The organism is Mesorhizobium sp. M4A.F.Ca.ET.022.05.2.1 (assembly GCF_003998845.1).
Taxonomy (GTDB): Bacteria; Pseudomonadota; Alphaproteobacteria; order Rhizobiales; family Rhizobiaceae; genus Mesorhizobium.
Genome location: NZ_RZOJ01000111.1, coordinates 1 through 15,810, shown reverse-complemented (window position 1 = coordinate 15,810; position 15,810 = coordinate 1). Strand labels below are relative to the sequence as shown.

Annotated in this window: 15 protein-coding genes and 1 tRNA gene; 5 read left to right on the top strand and 11 right to left on the bottom strand. The window is 59.5% G+C overall.

The annotated features are described in order from the left end of the window. Window positions 1-371: ribose 5-phosphate isomerase A (rpiA, locus tag EN745_RS14720; RefSeq protein ID WP_127421603.1), on the bottom strand; the 371-nt coding region annotated here is incomplete at its 3' end. A gap of 172 nt (window positions 372-543) precedes the next feature. Between rpiA and EN745_RS14715 the strand changes: the two genes are divergently transcribed. The 3 genes from EN745_RS14715 (at window position 544) to EN745_RS14705 (ending at window position 2,222) form a co-directional block, all read left to right on the top strand. After that, complete coding sequence (locus EN745_RS14715; protein ID WP_126054525.1) at window positions 544-1,224, top strand: phosphoglycolate phosphatase; 681 nt, start codon at window positions 544-546, stop codon at window positions 1,222-1,224. A gap of 130 nt (window positions 1,225-1,354) precedes the next feature. Next, window positions 1,355-1,429 (top strand) — tRNA-Val (locus tag EN745_RS14710). A 292-nt stretch (window positions 1,430-1,721) separates the two neighbouring features. Next, a complete protein-coding gene (locus EN745_RS14705; protein ID WP_127421602.1) occupies window positions 1,722-2,222 on the top strand; it encodes a hypothetical protein in 501 nt (166 codons plus the stop codon). A gap of 74 nt (window positions 2,223-2,296) precedes the next feature. On the opposite strand, the gene EN745_RS14700 is transcribed toward EN745_RS14705, so the two are convergent. The 5 genes from EN745_RS14700 to EN745_RS14680 are packed head-to-tail and all read right to left on the bottom strand — an operon-like array spanning window position 2,297 to window position 9,312. Further along, window positions 2,297-2,752, bottom strand: a complete 456-nt coding sequence (locus tag EN745_RS14700; protein ID WP_127421601.1) for a hypothetical protein — start codon at window positions 2,750-2,752, stop codon at window positions 2,297-2,299. A gap of 33 nt (window positions 2,753-2,785) precedes the next feature. After that, window positions 2,786-5,998 carry a type I restriction endonuclease subunit R gene (locus EN745_RS14695; RefSeq protein WP_245487731.1) on the bottom strand — a complete coding sequence of 1,071 codons (3,213 nt, stop codon included), beginning with the start codon at window positions 5,996-5,998 and terminating at the stop codon, window positions 2,786-2,788. After that, window positions 5,995-6,408 (bottom strand): hypothetical protein, encoded by a 414-nt coding sequence (locus tag EN745_RS14690; protein ID WP_127421600.1) that lies wholly within the window; start codon window positions 6,406-6,408, stop codon window positions 5,995-5,997. Before EN745_RS14690 ends, EN745_RS14695 begins: the two co-directional genes overlap by 4 nt. Further along, window positions 6,405-7,775 (bottom strand): restriction endonuclease subunit S, encoded by a 1,371-nt coding sequence (locus tag EN745_RS14685; protein ID WP_127421599.1) that lies wholly within the window; start codon window positions 7,773-7,775, stop codon window positions 6,405-6,407. The genes EN745_RS14690 and EN745_RS14685 overlap by 4 nt, the downstream gene beginning before the upstream one ends. Continuing rightward, entirely contained in the window at window positions 7,768-9,312 is a 1,545-nt protein-coding gene (locus EN745_RS14680) for a class I SAM-dependent DNA methyltransferase (RefSeq protein WP_127421598.1), read from the bottom strand. The genes EN745_RS14685 and EN745_RS14680 overlap by 8 nt, the downstream gene beginning before the upstream one ends. Window positions 9,313-9,520: 208 nt before the next feature. Here EN745_RS14680 and EN745_RS14675 point away from each other — a divergent pair, with 208 nt between their 5' ends. Continuing rightward, the gene (locus tag EN745_RS14675; RefSeq protein ID WP_127421597.1) at window positions 9,521-12,094 is read left to right on the top strand and encodes an RNA-binding domain-containing protein; all 2,574 of its coding nucleotides are present in this window, start codon (window positions 9,521-9,523) and stop codon (window positions 12,092-12,094) included. A gap of 123 nt (window positions 12,095-12,217) precedes the next feature. Here the strand turns inward: EN745_RS14675 and EN745_RS14670 are convergent, their stop codons facing one another. The 3 genes from EN745_RS14670 to EN745_RS14660 form a co-directional block, all read right to left on the bottom strand. After that, window positions 12,218-12,577, bottom strand: a complete 360-nt coding sequence (locus tag EN745_RS14670; RefSeq protein ID WP_127421596.1) for a hypothetical protein — start codon at window positions 12,575-12,577, stop codon at window positions 12,218-12,220. A 176-nt stretch (window positions 12,578-12,753) separates the two neighbouring features. Continuing rightward, entirely contained in the window at window positions 12,754-13,362 is a 609-nt protein-coding gene (locus EN745_RS14665; RefSeq protein WP_127421595.1) for a hypothetical protein, read from the bottom strand. Window positions 13,363-13,507: 145 nt separating this feature from the next. Next, complete coding sequence (locus tag EN745_RS14660; protein WP_245487732.1) at window positions 13,508-14,311, bottom strand: recombinase family protein; 804 nt, start codon at window positions 14,309-14,311, stop codon at window positions 13,508-13,510. Between the two features lie 121 nt (window positions 14,312-14,432). Between EN745_RS14660 and EN745_RS14655 the strand changes: the two genes are divergently transcribed. Then, complete coding sequence (locus EN745_RS14655) at window positions 14,433-14,945, top strand: DUF5615 family PIN-like protein (protein ID WP_127421594.1); 513 nt, start codon at window positions 14,433-14,435, stop codon at window positions 14,943-14,945. 14 nt (window positions 14,946-14,959) lie between these two features. Here EN745_RS14655 and EN745_RS14650 read toward each other — a convergent pair whose 3' ends face one another. Together EN745_RS14650 and EN745_RS14645 are read right to left on the bottom strand one after the other, a co-directional pair. Then, window positions 14,960-15,400, bottom strand: coding sequence for a terminase small subunit (locus tag EN745_RS14650; protein ID WP_127421593.1), 441 nt, complete (start codon window positions 15,398-15,400; stop codon window positions 14,960-14,962). Between the two features lie 68 nt (window positions 15,401-15,468). Continuing rightward, the coding region (locus EN745_RS14645; RefSeq protein WP_210213756.1) for a hypothetical protein at window positions 15,469-15,810 on the bottom strand (342 nt) is incomplete at its 5' end.

Here is a 15,810-nt window from a genome sequence, read left to right as displayed (position 1 = left end):
ATCTTGGACTGGTCGGCGATCACGATCATGCGCCCGGACGCCGCCGCGACGATCTTTTCGCGCAGCAGCGCGCCGCCGCCACCCTTGATCAGCGTGAGGGCCGGGTCGACCTCGTCGGCGCCATCGACGGTGAGGTCGAGCTCCGGCGTCTCTTCGAGCGTCGACAGCGGCACGCCGAGCTCGCGGCAAAGTGCTGCGGTGCGCTCCGAGGTCGGCACGCCGATGACGCTTAGCCCGGTGGCGACCTTCTCGGCGAGCAGGCGCACGAACTCCTCCGCCGTCGAGCCGGTGCCGATGCCAAGCCGCATGCCGTCGGTGACATGGCCAAGGGCGGCCCGCGCGGCTTCGACCTTCAGTTGCCTCGCATCCATGATTGCACGTCGTCCCCGGGAAAGGCTGATTTGGGCGCTCCTAGCATTTTTGCCCGCCCGGTCAAAGGCCGCGCTCTGCTTGTGCTTAAAGCCGGTGGATTGGCCAAGCTGGCTTGCCTGATCGGGGCACAGGGGTTATCGCCACGGGCGACGCAACCGCACAGGACCGCCCATGACCAGACCGATCATCGTGTTCGACCTCGACGGGACGCTCGTCGACACGGCGCCGGATCTGCTCGACAGCCTGAACCACAGCCTCGCCGCCAGCGAACTCGCGGCGGTCGACGAGGCAGGTTTCAGGCGCTTCGTCGGCCATGGCGGGCGGGTGATGATCGAGCGGGCGCATGCCGCGCAGCAGCGGGCGCTGGCGGCGGAGGAGCACGATCGGCTGCTAAGACTGTTCCTCGACCACTACACGCTCAACATTCCCGGCAAGTCGCGCCCCTACCCCGGCGTCGTCGAAGCGCTCGACCGCTTCAAGGACGCCGACTTCCTGCTCGCGGTCTGCACCAACAAATACGAGGCGAACTCGGTGGCGCTGATCGACGCGCTCGGTCTGGCGCGGTATTTCGCCGCGATCGCCGGCCAAGATACGTTTGCCTTCCGCAAACCCGACCCGCGCCATCTCACTGAAACCATCAGGCTGGCCGGCGGCGATCCGCAGCGCGCGCTGATGGTTGGCGATTCGCAGACCGATATCGACACCGCCAAGGCCGCCGGCATTCCGGTGGTGGCGGTCGATTTCGGCTATACCGATCGCCATGTCAGGGAATTCGAGCCGTCGGCCGTGATCTCGCATTTCGATGCGCTCACCCTCGGCCTGGCCGAGCGGCTGATCGACGCCGCGCGCTGAGCAAAAAGGGGGGCCGTACCAGCCCGCCGATCCCGCAAATACGATCCTTGCAGCATGAGCGTCACATCGCCTTGACTTCGGCAGCCTGCCTCCCTTATATCGCGGCTCGCTTGGCCTTCGGGCAACGAGCGGGCGATTAGCTCAGCGGGAGAGCACACCCTTCACACGGGTGGGGTCGCAGGTTCAATCCCTGCATCGCCCACCATCTTTCTTGAAGAAAATCAAATAGTTAAGCTATATCGCGATCAAACAGGAAAGCTGTCGCGCCGTTGGGGTCGCCACGGGGTCGCCACTGCGAGCGAAGCTCGGCCTCCGATCCGCGACAGCCTGCCGCACTCTGTCGCTACGTCTTTGCGCGGACATGCTGACGCAAAAAATGAACCAATGGGTTCGATACCAGCCCCATTCGCCGCACCCTCCTCCCACCAGATCCGCTTGACGGCTGATTGCCTTAGGGGCAACTTCACAACCAATAGTTGGCGTCAGGAGAAGGAACCATGCCGACGAGCAAGGCCTTGGGCAAAGCCAAATCGCGTCGGGGTTCGTTGTCGCCACTGTCGTTGCGACAAATGTGCCCGACGACTGCCATCCTTCTCGCTGCCAGCTTCTCCTCCCTTGCTACAGCGGCGTCGGGTGCAGAGTTGCAGAGAAGCTGCATAGAACCGCCTGCAACAATCATCGAGATTACCGGCGTTAACACCAAACATGCACGTGCCGTGGCAAAATTCACGGAGCCGGATATCATCAAGGCATGCCATGAAGGCTATGTGAACCAAGGCGGCTATGCGTCGCCCGCAGAGTGCATTCGCGAGACGAAAGCGAATCTTCTCGGTGATGCCATTCGTGCGGAAGCAAATTGCAGCAAGGGCACCATCAAGTTGGGGCAAATATCCTTCAAAATGCCCGTTGAAAACAACTGCGCCTCCGGCGGCATTTTTGCCGCGCCAGCGTTCAGAATGCTCTGCCCTCAATATCGAGGAAAGGTTGCGAACGAATGAGCGAACATCGGCCAAGATGTCGCTTCTCCCTAAGACTGCATTTTTTTTAACAGCCTGCCGCACCCTCGGGGCGGTTAGCTCCGCCTCAACGCACCTTGTTCAGACAGCACCGCTTCCGCCTGTTCGATGGTCTCATGCACCCCGCCCAGCGTCGGATCGTCGTGCTGCGACAGAAACGTCGCATAGGCCGCGATCAGGCCTCCTAGTCTGATCGGAACAATCCAGACTGGCCAAACGTCATCCGCGCCAGCCTTCACCTGCTGGTCGCGGTAGGCACGCCGCCATTCGCCAAATTCCTCGGGGGTCAGGTCTTCGCCGTCCTCTATCTGCGCAACACGCTCCGGCTCCCACGAGAGATTTAGCCCCTCAAGGTCGCCATCGAACTCCTCAACCGCAGAAAATGGGCAGAAGAAATAGCCGACCGCGCCCGGCGTCTTGAAAGCGAACGACCACCGTTCTTCGTCGTTGCGTGTGGAGGCGGCGTGGTTCCACGCGATCCGTTCCAGTCTTCGTCGTTGAATATCATCCATTGGTTCGTCGGCCTACGTCGAGTGCCGGTCACCCTATTGCGCCGGGACCATCACTTCTCGCAGAAGGGTTTCCGCCTGCGCCAGCACCGTCTGCACGGCCTCCTGTTCGAGGTCTGGCGGGTAGCCGTATTTCTTCAGGATGCGCTTGACCAGAATGCGCATGCGGGCGCGCGCGCTGCTCTTGTGCTGCCAGTCGACGGTCGCTGAGCCCCGCATCTGATCGACAAGCTCATGGGCGATGATGCGCAGTTGCGCACTGCCCATGGCCTGGACGGCGCTCTCGTTCTCGGCCAGGGCGTCATAGAAGGCCAATTCCTCCGGCGACAGTCCATGCTCCTCCCCGCGCGCCGTAGAGGCCTTGATGTCCTTCGCCAGCGCGATCAGTTCTTGGATCATTTCCACCGTCGAGATGGCGTTGGCATGATAGCGCGAGACCGCCTCTTCCAGCCGCTGCGAGAACGACCTCGCCTCCACCACGTTGGACCGGGACCGGCTTCTGATCTCGCCGTTGAGGAGCTTCTTCAGAGCCTCCAGCGCGAGGTTCTTCTTCTCCAGCTTCTGGATGTCGGCCAAAAACTCATCCGACAGGATCGAGATGTCCGGCGACTGGATGCCCGCCGCCTTCAGTATGTCCACGATCTCGGCATTGGCGACGGCTTGGTTCAGCAACTGCTCGACGGCGAAGCTCTTGGCCCGGTCCGACATCTTGCCGGTGGCCGTGGTCTTGACCAGCGCCGCCCGCACCGCCTGAAAGAAGCCGACCTCGTCACGAATTGTGCGTGCCTTGTCGCTGGCCGACGCCAGCGCATACGCCTTGCTCAGTTCCAGCACTGCATCGGAAAAGCGGCGGTGAGCTTTCTTCTTGTCGTCTACGCTCGTGACCTTGGCGGCTTCCTGCTCCTGCCATTTCAGTATCCAGTCGATGCCGTCAGCGAGCGCGACGAGCCGTTGCTGAGGCTGGCCGCTGATGCCGAGGCTGTAGTCGTGGCCATGGAACATGCCGCGCACGACCTCGTACTTCTCCATCAGGACGGCAACGGCTTCCTCCTCGTCGATGCCGGTCTTTTCCTGATCGGACTTGGTGTACTGGCCAAGCGCGTTCTTCAGGTTCTGGGCGATGCCGATATAGTCGACGATCAGGCCGCCCGGCTTGTCCTTGAACACCCGGTTCACGCGGGCGATGGCCTGCATCAGCCCGTGGCCGCGCATCGGCTTGTCGATGTACATGGTGTGCATGCAGGGCGCGTCGAAGCCGGTCAGCCACATGTCACGCACGATCACCAGCTTGAGTGGATCATCTGGGTTGCGTGCTCGCTTGGCGAGATCGTCGCGCCGCTTCTTGTTGCCGAAATGCGGCTGCCATTCCAGCGGGTCGGATGCCGAACCGGTCATGACGATCTTGATCGCGCCCTTGTCGTCATCGTCTGAGTGCCACTCGGGCCGCAGCGCGACGATGTGCTTGTAAAGGTCGACGCAGATGCGGCGGCTCATACAGACGGCCATTGCCTTGCCGTTCATCCCGGCAATGCGGGCTTCGAGGTGCTCGACCAGATCGGCGGCAATTTGCGACAGCCGCTTCTCGGAGCCGACCAGCCGCTCGACGGTCGTCCATTTGGCCTTCTGCTTTTCCTGCTCCGATAGCTCGTCGTCTTCGAGGATGGCCTCGATCTCGGCGTCAATGCGCGGCTTTTCGTCTTCGTCCAGTTCGATGCGCGCCAAGCGGCTCTCGTAGAAGATCGGAACGGTCGCGCCGTCCTCCACCGCCCGGCTGATGTCGTACACGTCGATGTACTCGCCGAAGATCGCCGGCGTGTTCACGTCATCCGCCTCAATCGGGGTGCCGGTGAAGCCGATGAAGGAGGCGTTGGGCATCGCCTGCCGGATGTAGTGGGCATAACCGTATCGGCGCTTGCCGGTCGCCTTGTCGAGCTTGGCGTCGAAGCCGTACTGGCTGCGATGCGCCTCGTCCGCGATGACGATGACATTGCGCCGGTTGGTCAGCATCGGGAAGCTCTCCTCCCCGGTCTCGGGTGAGAACTTCTGCACCGTGGTGAAGATCACGCCGCCTGACGCTCGATTGAGGAGGCGGCGCAGTTCGTCGCGGCTGTCGGCCTGTTCCGGCTTCTGGCGGATCAGGTCGCGGCAAAGGCTGAAGGTGGAGAACAACTGATCGTCGAGGTCGTTGCGGTCGGTCAGCACGACCAGCGTCGGGTTCTGCAACTGCTTCGACCGCACGATGAGGCCGCCGAAGAACGCCATCAGCAGGCTCTTGCCCGAGCCTTGTGTATGCCAGATCACGCCGATCTTGCGGTCGCCGTCGGGGCGAGCCGCTTCAACGGCGCTGGCAAGCGCCTTGGACGCGCCGTGGAACTGATGGTATCCGGCGATGATCTTGAAGGGCCCCTCGCCCCTGTCGCCGAAGACGATGAAGTCACGCAGGAGGGAGAGGAACCGCTTGCGGGCGAAGACACCGCGCAGCAGCGTCGCCATCTCGCGCGGGCCATGCGGCGTAAAATCGCCATCCGCGCCAGTGACAGTGCGCCAGGGCATGAAGCGCTCCTCGTCTGCCGTCAGCGAGCCGATGCGCGCCAGCACGCCATCGGAGGCGATCAGGACTGCATTCGCCCTGAAAAGGGACGGCACCTGCGCCTTGTAGGTCTGAAGCTGGTTGAAGGCCGCGCCAATGTCTGCAGCCTCGTCACCCGCGTTCTTCAACTCGATGATCGCAAGCGGCAGGCCGTTGACGAACACGACCATGTCCGGGCGGCGCTTGTGGCGGCCTTCGACCACCGTGAACTGGTTGGTCACCAGCCAGTCGTTGTTGTCGACATTGTCGAAGTCGATCAACCAGACCTTGTCGCCCCTGATCTCGCCGTCGGCTACCACGAACTCGACATCGACGCCCTCCATGAGTAGCCGATGAATGCGCCGGTTCTCCTCGACCAGCGACGGCGTCACGGCGATGAACAACTGCTTGATCGCCGATGCGCGGGCCTCGGCGGGAATAGCAGGATTGAGCCGCTCGACCGCCGCCGTCAGCCGTGAAGCCAGGATGGTGTCGGAATAGGCGTCACGCTCTGGCGCGGTACCGTCGGGCGCAATCTGGGCAGCAGGCGCGTAGACGTAGCCAAGCTCCTCGAAAATGCCGACGGCGGCATCTTCGACGATGTCCTCGTGGAAGCCGTACCGCGAGTAGTCGGCCTCGATCTGCTCGTAGACGATACCTTTGCCTCCCGGCTCTGTCACGGCGCTCCCCGGTTGGCGAGCATGTCCAGAATACGGTCCACCTCCCCGATGGTCTCGGGCACGAACCGAAGCGCGTCTCCTCGGTGGAGGCGGTCGAAAGTCTTGAGCGCGCTATGACGCCCGTAGAGTACATTCCCGCTCGCGCCGACAGTCGAATACGTTTCGCTACCGAGACGCTTTTCAGGCTGGAGCCCGCTTACCCTCGACAGATCCACGCCATCCGCCTCGCACCAAATTTGAAGCTTGCTGTCAGGCTTGACGATGATCGCCGCCTCAATCGGGCTGCGCCCCTTGCGGGGCAGCAGATAGCGGCGGGCATGCACATTCTGGTGTCCGGATGGGTGTTCTGCAGCCTCGCGATCAAGGCGGGACTGGCAGTGTGCCTTCAGAGCAGCATGGGGGTCGGTCATTGCGCTGCCTCAAGCTGTTTTTCGGCCTCACGAAGGCGGATTTCTCCTGACATCAGTTTCGGCAGCAACAGGTCACGCATTGAACCGAGTGTTTCGCTCTCCCGTTTTGCAGAACGGGCGCGATCTTCAAGCATTCTGGCGCAGGCATCAAAGCGCTGCGCGAGTACGCTGCCCGGGTCCACGAACTCAATGGACTTCAGGCTTCGCGTTGGCTGCGCTATCGCAGGCACCCCTGCCCCTCCTGAGTTCGCGAGCCATTTCCGCTGTCCGTCCTCTGAGCGAAAAAAGAAATAGAGGAACAATGGGCTGGTTTGCGTACGATCTACCGACAGTAGCAATTGGCTCTGAGATACGATATACGCCGGATAGCGAGAGCCAGGATAAATGCGACCCACTTGGCCGAGAGTGCCGCGGTGCGTGAAAACAATATCTTCGTGCCGAGCCTGTGATGTCGATAATTCGTTCGCTTTTTCCGGGATCAGATAAACGAAGTCGTGGTCAACAAAGCCCTCCGTGAGGTTCTTGCCTCGAATAACTGGCACACCATGACTGACGAAGTTGTCCTTTGTTATACGCGATCCGAACGGGCCCATTGCTACCCGATCCGCGACATCTGCCACTTTCCGCGTTCTCCAACCGACTGGTATCCCATCGTCACCCAAACTCGCTGGAAACAGATCGGCCAGCTGCTTTGCCCGACCGAGATCCGTAACAAGCCCGCCAATGACTTCGATAGGATCCGTTGCGCCGCCGATCTTGCGGCGAGTTGGGCCGAAATCGACGAACCAGTCGCGGAAAATGGCTTGCGCCATGGCCTCCAGCGTTTCGTTCATCCGCTGGTTCAGTTCGATCTTGTTGTCGAGTGAACCGAGGATTTCGACGATTTCGTTCTGCACGTCGAGCCGGGGCAGCGGGGCAGAAAGCTCGCAGAGAAAGCTCTGTGAGATGTTCTGGATGCCGGTTCCGTTACCTTCACGAGAAAACGTTTGCCGGGTCAGGGGTGAACGTAGCCAATAATGGAGATATGAAGGCAGGGCTCGGTCGCTGTTCACGCGGGCGCGGATACAAAAGCCTGAAAACGTGATCCGGTTGGGGGGGCCAGCGTAGATCATAGAACGCCCAACCAACTCCCGATTGCCATTCGAGCGAATAATGACGATGTCATTCGGGGCTAACATTTGGCTCTCGGGAACCGCTATTTTCCCTCGTTCAAGTTCATCAAGACCATCAATCGGAACGGTATGTCGCGCTCCGAAGTCCTTCACCTTCAGGATGGGAATGCCTCTTCCTTCATCCGCCTGTGAGAAATTTACGCCGTTTCGAAACTGAACGATCTGTCCGAGCTTGACGATCTGGATCTCAATCATCTCCGGACACTCCGGCAAGCGCCCTTTCGATCCTTTCCTCTAGCTCCCGCCCTTCTGCAAACTGCGCCTGAAGCTGCTCTCTGAGCCCGTGGAACCTCTCCGCGAATGAGACACCATCATCCTCGGCATCCACCGCACCGACATATCGTCCCGGCGTGAGCACATGGCCACGGTCGCGTACGTCAGCTAACCTGGCTGCTTTGCAGAAGCCCGGCTCGTCGGCATACGCATTCGCATGATCCTTGTTGCGCCATCGGTGATAGGCCCCAGCGATCTTGCCGATATCGTCGGCGCTGAACTCGCGGCGTACGCGATCAACCATGAAGCCCAGCTTTCTGGCGTCAATGAACAGGATTTCGCTGCGCCGGTCACGATGGCCGTTGGCGCTCTTGTCGCGTGCCAATATCCATAGGCAGGCCGGGATTTGCGTTGAGAAGAACAACTGCCCCGGCAGGGCAACCATGCAATCCACCACGTCGGCTTCGATCATCGCCTTACGGATATCGCCCTCGCCGGATTGCTGCGACGACATCGAGCCGTTGGCCAGCACAACGCCGCCCGTGCCGCGCGGGGCGAGATGGTGCAGAATGTGCTGGAGCCAGGCGAAATTGGCATTGCCCTTGGGCGGCGTGCCGTATTTCCAGCGGACATCGTCTGCCAGCCGCTCGCCCCCCCAATCCGAGATGTTGAAGGGCGGATTGGCGAGGATGAAATCGGCTTTCAGGTCCAGCAACTCGTCACGGTGGAAGCTGCCCTCGTTGTTCCAGCGGATGTCGGCGTCGATCCCCTGCACTGCGAGGTTCATCTTGGCCAGCCGCCATGTGGTGTGGTTGATCTCCTGTCCATAGACGGCGATGTCGTGCCGCCGCCCGCCATGTTCCTCGATGAACTTTTCCGACTGCACGAACATGCCGCCGGAGCCACAGCAGGGATCGTAGACGCGACCCTTGTAGGGTTCGAGCATCTCAACCAGCGTGCGCACGACGGAACGGGGCGTGAAGAACTCGCCGCCCCGCTTGCCTTCCGAACTGGCGAAGCCGGACAGGAAATACTCGTAGACCCGGCCAAGCAGGTCCTTCGCCTTGTCGGTGCCATCATGCATGCCGATGTTGGAGAACAGGTCGATCAGTTCGCCGAGCATCGTCTTGTTGAGCGTCGGGCGGGCGTAGTTCTTTGGCAGCACGCCCTTCAGCCCCTCGTTCGAGGGGGCCTTTTCGATGGCCTCCATCGCCTCGTCGATCAGCTTGCCGATTTCAGGCCGCTTGGCGTTGCCTTGCAGGAACGACCAGCGGGCTTCCTTCGGCACCCAGAACACGCTTTCGGCCAGATACTCCTCAGGGTCTTCCGCATCGGCGTGCTCGTCCGCCGCGAGCTTGGCGTGTAGACCCTCGAAGGCGTCGGAAATGTATTTGAGAAAGATCAGGCCAAGCGCGACGTGCTTGTATTCCGACGGCTCCAGGTTGCCGCGCAGCTTGTCCGCCGCCTTGAACAATTCCGCCGAGAACGCCAGATCGCCGTTGCCGTTGTTGCCAGCCACTTAGCCCCTCCCCCGATGCACTTGTCCGATACCTACCGGCGCACAGGCACAATCGCAACCAGTCTGACGGACATTAGTTTCCCAAGTCCTGCTGGGCCTTCGGTGCAAGCCCAATGGTAGAGGTGAGCGGTCGCGTCGCACAGGGCACACCAAACAGTTGCAGGCTGGCGTGAACCGATATAAGCCTCCGTCAGCATGGGGGGCTTCAATGGATCAAGCTGCGATCAGCAAATGGTGTGCCGAAGGGGTTCTTCCTGATCAAGGCGATTTATACGCTGCCTTCCTGAAAGAGGATGGCTTGTTTGACGATGCAGAAGGCATTCAGTGGGATTTCAAAGATCAGTGGCCATTCTCGCTATCTGACGAATATTTTGGCGGAATTGCGAGGCTGATCTGCGCCTTTTCGAACTGTCATGGAGGCGTGATTGTCTTTGGTGTTCACGATAAGAAGCGGACGGGCGGACATAACAAAGTTCTGATCAATCTAGATCGCTTTAACCTCGCAGTTCGCCAGCTCCTTGGCTCGTCGCCACCGTTGTCGCTTAGGTCATATATATCCGAAACGGCTGGTAACGTTGACGTTCTATTGGTCAAACCAAGACCCGATGGAGTACCTCCCTATCGCTTCAACAAAGCTATTGGAAAGTATCGTTCTGGGGTTATCTGGACACGCGTTGGGCATGAGGTGAAGATAGCGGAGCCTCCGCAGTATCCTGTTCTTTTCTGCCGCGCCCGTTTGCCGGCTGAGGCCAGCGAGGTCCCACCGCTGGACGGGTCAATTCCGCCCAGTCCTGCTACCCTAAAGCAGCGGTTTGTTGGAAGAACCGAGGTGTTGGACCAGCTCTTCCATTGGTTGGAAGCATCCGATGAGCCTCGAACCTATCTCCATGGTAAAGGGGGCTCCGGCAAGACAACGATTGCCTATGAGTTTGCGCGCCTAGTTAAAGAAAATGGGGACAGCCTTAAGTTATACGGAGATGACAAGCTTGATGCAGTCGTTTTCGTGAGCGCCAAGGAAACCTCCCTTGCTGTTTCAGAAGGTAAAATAGTTCAGAATGAAAATAGAGATTTCAGTAATGAACAGGAATTGCTAAGGGCGATATTGCTCTACGGCGGATGGAGCAGAGACGAGGGCTACCTACAAAGCCTTACCCTGGACGCACTTCGTAACGAGGTTAGAGCCTACCTGGATATAAACTCGATACTTCTCGTTATCGACGACGTAGATACCTTGACCACGAAAGGGATCGATCCGGGGTCTGATTTCCTTTATCGCGCGCTTTGCCGGGCGTCGCGAACCTCCAAGGTGGTATATACGCTTCGCAATGCCCCCAGCCAGTCGTTGGGCAATGCGATTGAAGTTCCAGGTTTGGGCGACGAGGACTATGAGCAGTTTGTCACTGAATGCGTACAGCACTTCGCCGTGCCACCCCCCACTCCTGAGTTCAGGATGCACCGGCTCTCCGAAATATCCGAAAGACGCCCGCTCGTAATTGAAAGTGTTATCGCGCTTCGTCGTACCTCCGGCACTTATGAGCGCGCTACCGAACTCTTCCAGCAGCAGACCGGCGACGCGATCCGCGATTACGTGTTTCTGCGTGAGTGGGACGCGCTACCTTCTAGCGCGCCCAAGCTGTTATTAGCTGCATTGTCGGAATTTAGTGAGCCTACAACTTTTAACGACCTGCAGAGCGTGCTGCAATTTGACGCCTCCGGCGTGAGTGATGCCATAGGCGCGGTACGCGAGATGTTCTTGCAAATCGATGATGCAGGAAGCAATACGCTTTATGCGCTTGCGCCGCTCACCAAAGCCTTCGTGACAAACAAGCGCTCTCAGCTAGTCGGCTACCAGTTGCTAAGGGAGCGGGTAAAAGCCTACCGACGTCACGTGGCTGTAAGCAACCCGCGCGTGGCAAACATTGCGTCGCAAATTGAACGTCTTCTTCCTACGCGTTACCAAGAGCATGCGGCTGACAAGGTTAGGGAGGCTTTTCGCCTAGTTTCCGATAGAACCCTGCCGCCGTTTGTGACCGAAGACCCATTCTTTCGAACTGTTTTAGGCTATGCGTCAGCTTGCTTTTCGCCACCGCGCCTTAGCGAGGTGAGAGATGCTTTCGGGTATGCGTTTTCAATGAATTTCGAGCCCGATTACAGGTATCTGAGAGCTTGGTTCGCTGCTGAAAAAAACAGCGGCATCAACGATGGGTGGTGCATCAAGATTGCAGACCGTGTTCTGGAGGGGAAGCGGTATAGCGAACCAGAGAAAATGGAGATGACTGGCCGTAAAGCGACGAGCCTATACGCCCGCGCCCAAGAGCGCCTAGTAACTGATCCCTCGGACGCTTTGAAAGATCTAACCGAGGCTTTGCGGCTACATCTCAGAGCCTACCGCTTGTATTGCGGTGCCGGTGACATTCGCGCGAATACATCGGAGAGGTATGCGCGAGGAACCGCTTTTCAGCTGTTTAACACCTATGCTAGATCAACTGTTCCATGGGAATATATCGACGTAATCGAGATTATCAGCCAAGGAAGAGACATTTACTTAGACCCAGTAGAGGGCCCGATCCGCGAAGCGACTGAGACAGCTCTGAAGAATACTCTGAAGGCAGATGCATTTGCTCGCCTGCGCCATCGGCTACGCATACTCGCCGACTTAGCCGCAACGCCAGAATTTTGGCTTGAGACTGCTGCCAGTCAACGAGTGGCAACAGCGATGAAGGGCTACATAGCCGATGCTGAAAACAAGCAAAGGTCTTTCAAGCAGACGACAAAGGTTTAAGTTTGGAGCGAGGCCGATGCTCGCTTGGCCGTTACTGACGTCCCCACCTCGTCGGGGCTGAGCATGCCGAGCGGCGAGAATAAGCCTCGCCAAGGAAGACGCTCCATGGGGTCCCGGCGTTCATCAGCTTCGCAGCATCGAGCGCAAGATGGCCTGCACATGCTCTTGCAGATCGAGTTCGCCGCGAGCCTCGACGGCGAGCAGGTATTCCGCCTTGACCCGGCAGTCGTCCCGACTGACCGCAGGATAGGAGCAGACGGCCAGCAGCGCCTGCTGCTCGACCCCGTCGGCCCACTCGCGGTCGTCCCTTCTGCTCCCCGCTCGATGAACAACACTGTGGAATGCGGCATAGGCCGCCTCATGTGCCGCTATTAGTGCCTGTAGCCTCGGCGAGGGCCTTACTTCAGCGGATGCCGGGTCGACGGCAACTACTGCGCCGGTCAGCGCCAGAAGAGTACGGCGGGTGATCGCGGGGGTGCTCATGTCGTTTTGCTCGCTATCCGATAGCCCGTCTCGGGGCTAACTCAGCCATATCATAACACTGCCACAGCAATTCGAAGAGGCGCTCAAAAGCGCGACAGCAAGTCTACTGACAAACTGTCCGCTCACGTCTGTACGGCAGCATTGCCGGGCGGGCAAAGCGCGCGACCGCTTCCGAGCTATGCTTCATCAAACTTCTCCCGTTCATTCTCAGCGACAGCGTACACTGCGCCAAGCTCTGGGTCAGTTGGCAACTCGACGCGCATGTTCGCTGCCAGTGCCTCGATAGCCGGCTTGATGCCTTCTATTGCTTTTATTGCAGGCTCCAGCACTGAAAGCGGACTGTAGTCGAAGCCACGATCCTCGCTCGTTACGAGGTGGGGGAGCCAAGCGCGAACGAGTTCCAAGTTGGTGTGGAAATCGGTGACTGCCAGAATTAGCTTCGGATCGAGTAGGCCCAACTTGTTCGCAAGAGCCTTGTAGAGCAGCGGGTCTGGCAATCGGATCAGTTCGAGAAAGTGGGTGTTGAAAGAGCCCGTTCTCATTTCCGTCCTAGCTACGAGGTTGGCAGTTCGCGCCAATTCCTCACGTATCAATATGATCTCGCCGTAGAGTGCGGCGGCGACCGCATCCGCCTCTTCGGTTCGAAGAAATGCGTCCCTCTTGCGGTTGAGCCGAAAATTGAAAAGCGCGCCCACGATCAGCGCTGCGATGCCAAATACGAAACCTGCAAATGAGCCAACGAGGCTAGATTGTGCGCCCTGGAGTTGTGAAAGCCATTGCCACATCTGCAGTACCCCTCCCTATCGTCATTCGCGATTTAGCTTATGTATGCTTGAGGCCGTTGGAAACTGTGAGTGTGCGGGAAGGTGGGGCCCCCCACAGCTACCCCACCCCGGCCTTCGGGAAACCCCAGAGGGGGGCACCTTGGCGCTACGGCTGCCGCCTCAGCCGCCGCGTCCGGCGGAGCTCATCGCCCTCGACCTCGGGCCTCTGCGGTTCCGGCTCGGCTTCACGTGGCCCCGGCGCTGCCGACATCCGCTTGAGAACGTCACTGACTTGCATAGCTGACCATGACCCGCCGCGTGGGGTTCCGATACCGCGCGAGTTAAGCGCCTCGGCGACCTGCCGCAGCGAGGTAGCACCGCTCGCCCGAATTTGCTCGATGATAGGGGCGACATTTGCCGCAAAGGCATCTGCCCGGGCAGTACGGACCTCACGGGAGCGCGCAGCCGCATCGGTGATCTTCGGGCCGCCGAGCTTGACGCCGCGCGCCTTGGCCGCCGCCAGGGCCTGCTTTGTGCGCCCGCTGATGAGCGCGCGCTCTTTCTCGGCAAGCGCCGCATAGATGTGAAGCATGAACGGATCGGTATCACGACCAAGCTCGGCAACGATGAAGGGCACGCGCTTTGCCATCAATCCGCTAATGAAGGCGACATCGCGGCTAAGTCTGTCGAGCTTTGCGACGACGACTGGCGCACCGGCTTTCTTTGCGGTGGCGAGTGCGGCGGCAAGTTGCGGTCGCTTTTCGAGTGCATCGGTCCCTTTGCCGGTTTCGACCTCCACGAACTCGCCGACGATGTCAAAGCCTTCGGCCTCGGCAAACCGAGCGATGACCTGCTGTTGGGCCTCGATCCCGAGACCGGAGCGGCCTTGGCCGATTGTGCTGACGCGAAGGTAGGAAATTGCAGGCTTCATGAGCGCATCTCGTGCTTCGTCATATTTATATACGCTCATTTGCAAAACTTACAACGCTCCTATCGGGGAAATGTCCATGGTAGCGGCTGTCGCCAAGCTGTAGATTGAAATCAGCGGCTTCTACCCATTTCGAGGCCGTTTAAGCAGAAGGAACGCCTCAATGGCGTGGGTAAGGCTTGCTAACGACCCGGCTGATGTTGCCGAAGTCGCTCTGGACTGGGCGCGTTCGGCGCATTCCAAATTCTTAGTCGATGAAAGCTTAGGTCCAGATGTGGCTCGCGCCCTCCGAGATCAGGGTTTCAACGTCCGCGACGTTTGGCAAGAAGACCTCAACGGCAAGAGCGACGAGGCCGTTTTTCAACATGCGTGGCGAACGGGGCGCATCTTGCTCACGCACGACACCGATTTCATGGACGACCGTAGCTTCCCAGAGCACTCCAATCCCGGTGTAGTGGTTCTTCCAGGGGGCCACGGTAGCGAAGAGGCACTGGAGAAGGCGTTGGCAATGTTGATTTCCTATGTGGGCCGCATGCCGGAAATCTGGCGCAAGTCGAAGATCGTAATCACGGCCAATGGTGAAATGACCATTAGGTGTCGCCAGGAGGATGGTCGGATGGGCATCCAGCGCTATCGAGTTCGGAATGGCGTGTCGGAAATCTGGGAGGATGAATAGCGTTATTTTTCGATCTACGACGCGACCGTCTTCGGCTTGAACCGCCTCTCCCACTCTTCGAGGCTCATCTGCATGACCTCGCCGGGCTCGCGCATCGGGCGGCGAAGCGTCTGCTCGACCTCGGCGCGGTCGACGATCAGCCCGAGGAGCTTCGCCTTGCCCAACGAGGCGGCAACAGCCGCAGCAAGCTGTTTGTGGGCCAGCGCCGCCGCTCGGGCTTCCTCCAACTCGGCGACGATGCCTTCGACCGTCACTGCGGTCCTTTGGGCGTGGCCTGTTTGCAGTTCCCCGAGACGGCTCTTCACCTGAGCATTCCTGAGCAGTCGAGCGGCATTCACTTCGGCGGCATTGTCGCGCGCCCCAAATCCTGCATCGATGTAGGCGGCCTTGCCACTCAGGCCCTTGGCGATGCCTTGCGCAAAACGTTCGTGGCGCGGGTTCCGAAGGATCGGCATAAACTGATGGTAGCGTAATGCGAGACCAGGTGCCACCCTGACGGGCAGAGCGCGCATGCCGGTAGTGATCAACAGTGCCCTACCTCGCGACCATGGTTTTCGCGCATGGGGCTGCTTACAATTGAAGTGATGCTGGCAGCCAACTCGCTGGCTTCGTCGATTGGCACACCGCAAACGAGCAGAGCACCGACCAGCATTATCATGTAATCGCGGCAGGTCGCGTCGAGAGAGCCGCACTCGTCGAATACCGGCATCCCCGGCATCGATGACACCGCGCGATCAATCGCGTCGGCATGCTTATCGTACAGGTCCGAAATCTCGGCTTCCGTCATAGCGGTCTCCATCAAATTCGAAGGAAATGATCGTCCCCCGCCTTGCCGGGAAAAACGGGAAAGTTCCCTATATCCCCC

Excerpts from the sequence above, each read along its gene's own strand:
- EN745_RS14715 (WP_126054525.1), top strand. The coding sequence starts at position 544 with ATGACCAGACCGATCATCGTGTTCGACCTCGACGGGACGCTCGTCGAC.
- EN745_RS14705 (WP_127421602.1), top strand. The coding sequence starts at position 1,722 with ATGCCGACGAGCAAGGCCTTGGGCAAAGCCAAATCGCGTCGGGGTTCG.
- EN745_RS14700 (WP_127421601.1), bottom strand. The coding sequence starts at position 2,752 with ATGGATGATATTCAACGACGAAGACTGGAACGGATCGCGTGGAACCAC.
- EN745_RS14690 (WP_127421600.1), bottom strand. The coding sequence starts at position 6,408 with ATGACCGACCCCCATGCTGCTCTGAAGGCACACTGCCAGTCCCGCCTT.
- EN745_RS14685 (WP_127421599.1), bottom strand. The coding sequence starts at position 7,775 with ATGATTGAGATCCAGATCGTCAAGCTCGGACAGATCGTTCAGTTTCGA.
- EN745_RS14675 (WP_127421597.1), top strand. The coding sequence starts at position 9,521 with ATGGATCAAGCTGCGATCAGCAAATGGTGTGCCGAAGGGGTTCTTCCT.
- EN745_RS14670 (WP_127421596.1), bottom strand. The coding sequence starts at position 12,577 with ATGAGCACCCCCGCGATCACCCGCCGTACTCTTCTGGCGCTGACCGGC.
- EN745_RS14665 (WP_127421595.1), bottom strand. The coding sequence starts at position 13,362 with ATGTGGCAATGGCTTTCACAACTCCAGGGCGCACAATCTAGCCTCGTT.
- EN745_RS14660 (WP_245487732.1), bottom strand. The coding sequence starts at position 14,311 with ATGAGCGTATATAAATATGACGAAGCACGAGATGCGCTCATGAAGCCT.
- EN745_RS14655 (WP_127421594.1), top strand. The coding sequence starts at position 14,433 with ATGGCGTGGGTAAGGCTTGCTAACGACCCGGCTGATGTTGCCGAAGTC.
- EN745_RS14650 (WP_127421593.1), bottom strand. The coding sequence starts at position 15,400 with ATGCCGATCCTTCGGAACCCGCGCCACGAACGTTTTGCGCAAGGCATC.